Genomic DNA, 8,786 nt, shown 5'->3' on the forward strand with positions numbered 1-8,786 from the left:
CTTAGTAAGGAGGAGAGAGAATGCCAATCGTATTACTTGGTTTTATGGGAGTTGGAAAGACCACGACTGCTAAACTCTTGGATATGCCGCTCTTTGACATGGACCAGATTATTGAGGGACGAATTGGCATGTCCATTGCGGATTTCTTCCAATCAGAGGGTGAAGATGTCTTTCGCCAGTTGGAAACGCAAGTCTTGGAAGAGTTGATGAACTTGCCAAATGATTACTTGGTTTCAACGGGCGGTGGTGTGGTCAAATCTGACAAAAATAGGGAGATTTTGCTCAAAAATAAGCCAAACAATGTTCTCTTGACAGCCTCCTTTCCAGTAGCTTATGAGCGGATTAGTCGGGATCATCAGTCGCAACGTCCTTTATTCTTACAGCACAGCCGAGAGGAGTTTGAGGCCATTTACCAAGAACGAATGGCTTTATATGAAGGACTAGCTGACCTGGTCATTGACACAGACCAACTCAGTCCGGAACAAGTAGCAAGGAAGATTCTATGCAAGTAGCTTATTTGGGCCCGCGGGGGTCCTTTACTCACCAAGTTGCCCAGCAGGCCTTTCCGGAGGCGGATTTGCAGGCTTTTGGTACCATTACGGAGGTCGTCAAGGCCTATGAGACTGGCTTGGTGACCTATTCGGTTATTCCGGTTGAGAATTCGATTGAAGGTAGTGTTCACGAGACCATTGACTACCTTTTTCATCAGGCGGAAATCCATGCGGTGGCAGAAGTGGTTCAGCCCATCGCCCAGCAATTGCTAGCGACGACGCCTCATAAAGAAATTGAGGTCATCTATTCCCATCCGCAGGCCATTGCGCAGGGGAAAAAATATGTTCAGGAGCATTTTCCGAAGGCTCGTTTGGAGTTGACAGCAAGCACTGCTTACGCAGCCCGATTTGTAGCGGAGCATGCGGATCAGCCTTTTGCGGCTATTGCACCGCACGCTGCGGCTGAAGAGTACGGCCTGCAGGTCATTGCCCAAGACATCCAAGAAATCGCGGAGAATTTTACTCGTTTTTGGATTTTGGGACATACTGCGCCTGAATTGGTATTGCGGAAAACAGATCGGAAGGTTTCTTTGGCCCTGACGCTGCCTGATAATCTGCCAGGTGCCCTCTATAAGGCTATGTCGGTCTTTTCTTGGAGAGGAATCGGTTTGACCAAGATTGAAAGTCGGCCGCTGAAAACGGTGCTGGGTGAGTATTTCTTTATTTTGGATATTGAGAATAATTCAGATGAATTAGTTGGCTATTCTTTGGAGGAATTGAAAAGTTTAGGGATTTTTTATAAGATTTTAGGAAATTATAAGGTTTATAGTGTGTAATAACCTTAGAAAGGAGTGAATATGGCGAAACATCCCTTATCACATCATGAAGAGCTACGCTTGGACTACCTGCGTAAAAATATTCACTACTTAAACGAGAAGGAAAAGACGGAGCTGGATTACTTAGAGTATCTTAAAAAGGGTGAGGAGCGAGTTATTGCGCCTTCGCCACTTGAGGAGGAGGCTTCTAATCTTCCAGAGTGTTCACTTGGAGATTCTTGGAGAGAGGTTGCGCCCCTTGTAGAGGAAGAGGATCTCTTACCAGTCTATCCGACCTTGAGTCGAAAAGAAAGGTTAAAAAAATCTAAGAAAAATAAGGCGACTTCAGTAACCGAAGATAGTAGTAGTCAGCCACCCAAGAAACCTTTTTTCAAACGACTTTTAAGTTTTGTCTTCTGGGGACTACTGATATTGCTGCTTGCCTTGGGCGCTATGTTTGTCAAAGGGATGATTAGCGTGGATAACAAACCTGCCACCGAACAATTTGCTGGTCAGGCGACACAGGATGGCATCAATATTTTAATCTTAGGAACAGATGGTCGAGTTGGACAAAGTACCGGTGAAACTCGAACGGATACTGTTATGGTCCTGAATGTCAATAATAGTAGCAATAAGATAAAACTTGTCAGCTTTATGCGGGATACGCTGGTTACTATCGGTGGAGAAGGTGACTACAAACTCAATTCTGCCTACACTTTTGGTGAGCAAAATGGTGGTCTTGGGGCTGAAAATGTTCGGCAGGTTTTGAAGGAAAATTTTGATATTGATATTCAATACTATGCCCTTGTTGATTTTGCGAGTTTTGCATCTGCTATTGATACGCTCTTTCCATCGGGTGTGACCATTGATGCTCAATTTTCAACGATTGATGGTGAAACGGTGTCTTCTGTTGAAGCACCCAACGACCTGCGTCTGGAGGAAAATGCACCAGCTTATCAAACCATTCAGGTCGGTCCACAGCAGATGGACGGGAAAACCTTGCTCAACTATGCTCGTTTTCGTTCAGATGATGAAGGTGATTTTGGACGGACAAGGCGGCAACAAGAGGTTTTGGATGCAATTATCAGCCAAGCTCAGAATCCGACCAAATTATTCTCTGGTGCTGAGGCGCTTGGAAAAATTTACTCTATGACCTCTACCAATGTCCCACTAGCTTTTCCGTTGCTTCGTGGTCCAGGTATTTTGCTGGATGCACCTAATGGAATTGAACGAGTAACCATACCAGAAAACCACGATTGGATTGATGAGTATGATAATTATGGTGGTATGGGACTAAAAATTGACTTCTATAGGTACCAAGAAGTTCTGAGAGAACTGGGTCTAAGGTAAGAATGTGCCAGTTTTCTTGTGAAATGTGCTATACTTAAAAGTGACTTCGGTCACTTTTTTCGTGACCAGATTTAGAAAGTAGAACAATGTTAGAAAAAAATCAAATTGTTGAAGTGGAAATTGTGGACCTGACCCACGAGGGTCAGGGAGTGGCCAAGTTGGACGGCTTTGTCTTTTTCGTGGACAATGCACTACCAGGTGAGCGTATCAAGATGAAAGTTCTAAAGCTAAAAAAGAATATAGGTTTTGGTAAGGTGGAAGAATGGCTGAGCTTCTCTGCTGACCGCAATCAAGACTTGGATTTAACCTATCTAAGAACGGGCATTGCTGACTTGGGGCATTTGAACTACTCTGCCCAATTAGCTTTCAAGAAGAAGCAGGTGGAAATGGCTCTGCGTAAGATTGCTGGAATTTCAGACATTGTGGTCGAAGATACGCAGGGGATGAGCACTCCTCTGGCCTACCGCAATAAGGCTGCGGTGCCCGTTCGTCGGGTCAACGGGCAGCTGGAGACGGGTTTTTTCCGGAAAAATTCCCATGATTTGGTGCCGATTGAGGATTTTTATATTCAAAACAAGGAAATTGATGCCTTGATTGTGGCAACGCGCGATTTACTCCGTAAGCTGGACCTCAAACCCTATGACGAGAAGGAGCAAACTGGGCTATTTCGCAATATTGTCGTACGACGCGGTCATTATACTGGGCAGATGATGCTGGTTTTGGTGACAACTCGTCCGAAAATTTTCCGTGTGGAGACCTTGATTGAGCGTTTGACAGAGGCTTTCCCAAATCTGATCTCTATTATTCAGAACATCAACGACCAGAATACCAATGCAATTTTCGGGCAAGAATTTCGCCTGCTTCATGGGTCGGAGAAAATTGTTGACCGGATGTTGGGTAATGAATTTGAAATCTCAGCGCCGTCTTTCTATCAGGTCAATACGGAAATGGCAGAGCTGCTCTACCAGACAGGGATTGAGTTTGCTGGTTTGTCAGCCGATGATGTCGTGATTGATGCCTATTCGGGAATTGGCACCATCGGTCTTTCCTTTGCCAAGCAGGTCAAGCATGTTTACGGTGTTGAAGTGGTAGAAAAAGCGGTGGCAGATAGCCAGAAAAATGCGACTCGAAATGGGATTAACAATGTGACCTACGTCTGCGATAGTGCTGAAAATGCCATGCAAAAATGGGTGGCTGATGGCATTAAGCCGACCGTGATTTTCGTGGATCCGCCACGGAAGGGCTTGACCGAGAGCTTTATCAAGGCCTCGGTGTCCGTTGCTCCTGAGAAGATTGTTTACATATCTTGTAATGTAGCGACCATGGCGCGTGATATCAAGCTTTATGAGGAATTGGGATATAAACTGACTAAGGTAAGACCTACGGACCTCTTCCCAAATACGCATCACGTCGAGTGTGTAGCTCTGCTCGTAAAGGAGTAGAAACCTTTGAATGAAAGGGGTAATGAAAGCCTTGATTGCAAGGCTTTTTGTTATGTTGTGGGGAAGTGTTAGAGTAAGTAATTTTTTGGAGTGAGTAGAAGTGATAGCAAGAAATTATCAAAATCTATTTCCATTTACCCTGTGGGTACGTGTTTGTTTCCATTGACAAGGAGTTTGTGGGAATAGAAATGTCCCCACTTTTAATATCTCCAGAATGGGCGAATGAAGTGTGAGTACTGTTTTTGATACAATTTAACTTTTTTTGAAAAAAATCCAAAATTTATTTTGCATTGCGAGTATAATAAGTGAGAGCAAGTTGCTTACTTAATAATGATGAAGAGGAAAAGTAGAATGACAACAATTTTTTTAACAAAAACAAACTGCACTAATTGCGGAAAACAAAGTACTTTTGAAAGTATTTGATAGGGTTTATGCGGTGAAGACCCCTGAGATTGTTTCTGCTCTTTTGGACTGGGATTTCTTTAAATTTACCTGCCATAACTGTAACCATATGGTGCTAATTGATTACCCAACAGTCGTAGTAGATGAAGAACAAAAAATAATTATTCAGTATGACCTCTTTGACATCTACAAAGTTTAATGTTAAAATTCATTCAAAAATATATTTGAATGAGGTGTTTTATGATTCAAAATGTTGTTACTTCAATAATCCTGTATTCTGGGACAGCCGTAGACTTACTTATTATCCTAATGTTATTTTTTGCCAAAAGAAAAAGCAGAAAAGACATCATCAACATCTATTTAGGACAATTTCTAGGCTCTGTTAGTCTAATATTACTAAGTTTGCTTTTTGCATTTGTCTTAGATTATATTCCTAGTAAAGAGATTTTAGGTTTGCTCGGTTTGATTCCAATTTTCCTAGGCCTCAAAGTTTTGCTTTTAGGAGATTCTGATGGAGAAGCTATTGCCAAAGAAGGTTTGAGCAAAGATAATAAAAACCTGATTTTTCTAGTCGCTATGATTACTTTTGCAAGTTGTGGTGCTGACAATATTGGTGTCTTTGTCCCATATTTTACTACCTTAAATTTAGCAAATTTGATAGTGGCTTTACTTACCTTTCTAGTCATGATTTATCTCTTGGTTTTCTCTGCCCAAAAATTGGCACAAGTTCCTTCTGTTGGAGAAACTTTGGAAAAATATAGCAGATGGTTTATTGCCGTTGTTTATTTAGGATTGGGGATATATATCCTGATTGAAAACAACAGTTTTGACATGCTATGGACTGTGTTAGGCTAGGAGAAAATATTTTGAAAAAAGATAGTATCTGTCAAGTGGATGTTATAAATCAACAAAATGTTACAACCGCAACGAACTACCTTGAAAAGGAAAAAGTCCAAAAATCACTTCGCATTTTATCAAAGTTTACCGATAATAAACAGATAAATATCCTCTTTTATCTCCTTGCCGTCGAAGAACTCTGTGTCTGCGATATAGCCTATTTACTAAATCTCAGTATGGCATCTGCCTCCCACCATCTTCGTAAACTATCCAATCAAAACATCTTGGATACTAGAAGGGAGGGGAAAATTATATATTATTTTATAAAAGATGAGGAAATCAGAGATTTTTTTAATCAACTAGGATAACAACTATTCAAAATGATGGACAAGTCAATCAATACTATGTGGAAGATAGCCACGAAGGTATTATTGATGAGGAGATTTGGGAGACTGTTCAACTGGAAATAGCTAGACGCAAAACTTATCGAGAGGAACATCAGCTCAAGTCTTATATCATGCAGAGTGAGGACAACCCATTTACCACCAAGGTTTTCTGCCAAGCCTGTGGGTCTGCCTTTGGTCGAAAGAATTGGGCAACCAGCCGAGGGAAACGTAAAGTTTGGCAATGTAACAACCGCTATCGCATCAAGGGAGTTGAAGGGTGTTACAGTAGCCATTTGGATGAAGCGACACTTGAGCAGATTTTCCTAAAGGCGTTAGAGATACTGAGCGAGAACATTGATTTGCTTGAGGGCAAGTGGGAGAAAATCTTAGAAGAGAATCGCCTGCTTGATAAGCACTACAGCATAGCATTGAGTGACCTGATTAGGCAGGAGCAGACAGACTTCAATCACTCAGATATGTGCCGAGTGCTAGACCATATCAGGATAGGGCTTGAAGGAGAGATAACCGTTCGCTTCCTGGAAGGAACTGAGGTAGACTTATAGAATAGCTGAAATTCCCTACTTTCATAGAGTACTACGAACGTATCTAAAAGAGCAACTGTATCCAACCTTGATGCAAAAGAGTGGATACCAGAAGGGTAATGTACCTATTGAATATTATCAGGAGCTTATCGGTGTCTGTTTTATCGAGACGGTTCGCTGGGGTATCAGAAACCGTATTGCTTCAACAGAGGAACTTTGCACCTACTTCTTGAATTTTTTAAACATTAAAAAACTGTCGAGAATATTTTTCTTGACAGCTCATTTTTTTTGATGATATAATTACAAATGTAATCAATCGACTACAATTGTAGTCTGTCGAAAGGAGGAAAGGTATTGAAAAGAGCTTTGTTGAAGCGCATAAAGGTAGTATAACTGTAAAAAGTAAATTAGGTCTAAGAACTAAATTTGTTATAAAGTTACCATTTCAATAAAGGAGGAGAGTTATTTATTTCAAAAATAGATAAAAAATGCTAAACTAATATGTGAATGTTGGTCAAAAAATATTTTTTCAACTGATTTCAATAGATAGTATCGAAAAAGTTCATTTAGATATCTTATCAAATTCTGTAGTAATCTTTTCTAAGAAGGACTTATCAATAGCTACAATTAAAAAAGAAGTTTTTGGATTACAAATTTATGAGATGACTTAAATGTGATTAATTAAAGGAGGATGAACACAGTGAAAAAGATGATAAAATTAGTATTTGTAAGTCTTGGAATTATTGTATTTTTAGGAGCGTGTAGCAATCAAAGTGAATCGAATAATTCTAAAAGTACAAACGAGGAATCGACTTCTATAGCGTCTAGTAAAATGAATAGTATGGAGGGAATGAATCATGAGGGAATGAATCATGAAGGTATGGTTCCTTCTTCAATGAAAGATGCTGCGCACCCTAAATTCCCGGTGGGAAGTAATGTTATACTGCTAGGCGATCATATGAAAGGGATGAAAGGTGCAAAAGCTCAAGTTGTAGGAGCCTTTGATACTACAATTTATGAAGTAAGCTATAAGCCAAAAACTGGGGGACCAATGGTTAAGAATCATCGATGGGTAGTACAAGAAGAGTTAAAAGATACTAAGACTGTAGCAAATGAGGGCGATACTGTTATCTTGAATGCCGATCACATGGATGGGATGATGGGAGCTGAAGCAAAAGTAGATAAATCTATTACAAGAACTGTTTACGTTGTTAATTACACTCCAACCAATGGTCAAAAAGAAGTTAAGAATCATATGTGGGTAACTGAAGATGAGATGGAATATGACAAAAATAATTGATTTACAAGCTCCAGAAACAGATATTGAAACTATTCGACAAGGGTTTGAATCTGTTATTCAATATATAAAAATTTCATAAAAATAATCCTCTGAAGTCAAGAGTAACTTCAGAGGTTTTTACTGTTCAATAGGCATAAAATTTCCAGTAATCTTTCCCACAATCCTTGGTTAGTCTTCTACTGGCGCAAACTTGTCTGGGTAAGCCTTATTGATGGAAACGAGACGGTAACCATCTTCTTAAAGATATTTTATACAATAATAGTCAAAATGTCGCAATTTGTTTTGGAGTTTCAGTTCTTTTGAAGTCAAAGTATCAATCTGATTATTTTTGGGATCGAATGTCACTGGAAGAACAAGAGAGTTAGGGCTTGAAGGAGAGATAACCGTTCGCTTCCTAGAAGGAACTGAGGTAGACTTATAGAATAGCTGAAATTCCCTACTTTCATAGAGTACTACGAACGTATCTAAAAGAGCAACTGTATCCAACCTTGATGCAAGAGGGTGGATACCAGAAGGGTAATGTACCTATTGAATATTATCAGGAGCTTATCGGTGTCTGTTTTATCGAGACGGTTCACTGGGGTATCAGAAACCGTATTGCTTCAACAGAGGAACTTTGCACCTACTTCTTGAATTTTTTAAAACATTAAAAGACTGTCGAGAATATTTTTCTTGACAGCTCATTTTTTCTACCATTTGTCAAGTCTATCAAGGTATTTGATGAAAAATATTTTGAGTTCAATAGTCAAAATAAGGCAATTGTTTTCTTTTGGACTAAAGTTACGTGTAAAAAAGAGTACACGAAATTAACACCTTATGTTGAAAATTTTTGATAAGGTGTTACAATGATAGTGCATAAACAATCTTACTGATTTTTTGTAAACTCAATTTATCAATAAATGAAATGAGGGAATGTAAAATGAAATATTTTGAGGTTGAGTTAGAAAATCCTGATGAATTTTTAAAACTACAAACAGAAGATTTTGTGAAAGCTAATCGCTTGCTACTAAGGAAGATAATCCAGAGCGTTACAGTCTATGAAGAACACTTCGTCATATCCTTTAAATCTGGCATCGAATTGGAAGTATGAGACTCATTCCATAACTTTTATATTGAACATATCATCTTGTTGTGTTATACTATAAATTGAAGTTAAATTAGATGCTAAAAATTTGTAATTAAGAAGGAGGGATTCGTCATGTTGGTATTCCAAATGCGTAA

General features: G+C 39.5%; 9 protein-coding genes and 2 pseudogenes. All 11 read left to right on the forward strand.

Annotation, left to right across the window (positions count from 1 at the left end):
• Positions 1-20 precede the first annotated feature (20 nt).
• The 11 genes and pseudogenes from ACHBGV_RS04710 (at position 21) to ACHBGV_RS04760 (ending at position 8,655) form a co-directional block, all read left to right on the forward strand.
• Entirely contained in the window at positions 21-512 is a 492-nt protein-coding gene (locus ACHBGV_RS04710) for a shikimate kinase (RefSeq protein WP_394735744.1), read from the forward strand.
• Positions 503-1,327, forward strand: coding sequence for a prephenate dehydratase (gene pheA / locus ACHBGV_RS04715; protein WP_394735745.1), 825 nt, complete (start codon positions 503-505; stop codon positions 1,325-1,327). The genes ACHBGV_RS04710 and pheA overlap by 10 nt, the downstream gene beginning before the upstream one ends.
• A 21-nt stretch (positions 1,328-1,348) precedes the next feature.
• Positions 1,349-2,656, forward strand: a complete 1,308-nt coding sequence (locus ACHBGV_RS04720) for an LCP family protein (RefSeq protein ID WP_394735746.1) — start codon at positions 1,349-1,351, stop codon at positions 2,654-2,656.
• 86 nt (positions 2,657-2,742) lie between these two features.
• Entirely contained in the window at positions 2,743-4,098 is a 1,356-nt protein-coding gene (gene rlmD, locus ACHBGV_RS04725) for a 23S rRNA (uracil(1939)-C(5))-methyltransferase RlmD (protein WP_394735747.1), read from the forward strand.
• A 409-nt stretch (positions 4,099-4,507) separates the two neighbouring features.
• Positions 4,508-4,699: a CpXC domain-containing protein gene (locus ACHBGV_RS04730; protein WP_394735748.1), complete on the forward strand. Its 192-nt coding sequence runs from the start codon at positions 4,508-4,510 to the stop codon at positions 4,697-4,699.
• A gap of 41 nt (positions 4,700-4,740) precedes the next feature.
• Positions 4,741-5,355 (forward strand): CadD family cadmium resistance transporter, encoded by a 615-nt coding sequence (locus ACHBGV_RS04735; RefSeq protein ID WP_009880708.1) that lies wholly within the window; start codon positions 4,741-4,743, stop codon positions 5,353-5,355.
• A gap of 11 nt (positions 5,356-5,366) precedes the next feature.
• On the forward strand, positions 5,367-5,705 hold the full coding sequence (cadX, locus tag ACHBGV_RS04740; protein WP_394735749.1) for a Cd(II)/Zn(II)-sensing metalloregulatory transcriptional regulator CadX: 339 nt from the start codon (positions 5,367-5,369) through the stop codon (positions 5,703-5,705).
• Positions 5,706-5,710: 5 nt separating this feature from the next.
• A pseudogene (locus tag ACHBGV_RS04745) lies at positions 5,711-6,286 on the forward strand (recombinase zinc beta ribbon domain-containing protein); the annotation flags it as partial.
• A gap of 460 nt (positions 6,287-6,746) precedes the next feature.
• Positions 6,747-6,936 (forward strand): annotated as a pseudogene (locus tag ACHBGV_RS04750) (hypothetical protein).
• Positions 6,937-6,956: 20 nt separating this feature from the next.
• Positions 6,957-7,565 carry a YdhK family protein gene (locus ACHBGV_RS04755; protein WP_170243550.1) on the forward strand — a complete coding sequence of 203 codons (609 nt, stop codon included), beginning with the start codon at positions 6,957-6,959 and terminating at the stop codon, positions 7,563-7,565.
• Positions 7,566-8,484: 919 nt separating this feature from the next.
• On the forward strand, positions 8,485-8,655 hold the full coding sequence (locus ACHBGV_RS04760; protein ID WP_002941306.1) for a hypothetical protein: 171 nt from the start codon (positions 8,485-8,487) through the stop codon (positions 8,653-8,655).
• Positions 8,656-8,786 lie beyond the last annotated feature (131 nt).

The sequence above is a fragment of the Streptococcus sp. A34 genome (genome assembly GCF_043674115.1).
GTDB classification, from domain to species: Bacteria; Bacillota; Bacilli; order Lactobacillales; family Streptococcaceae; genus Streptococcus; species Streptococcus suis_V.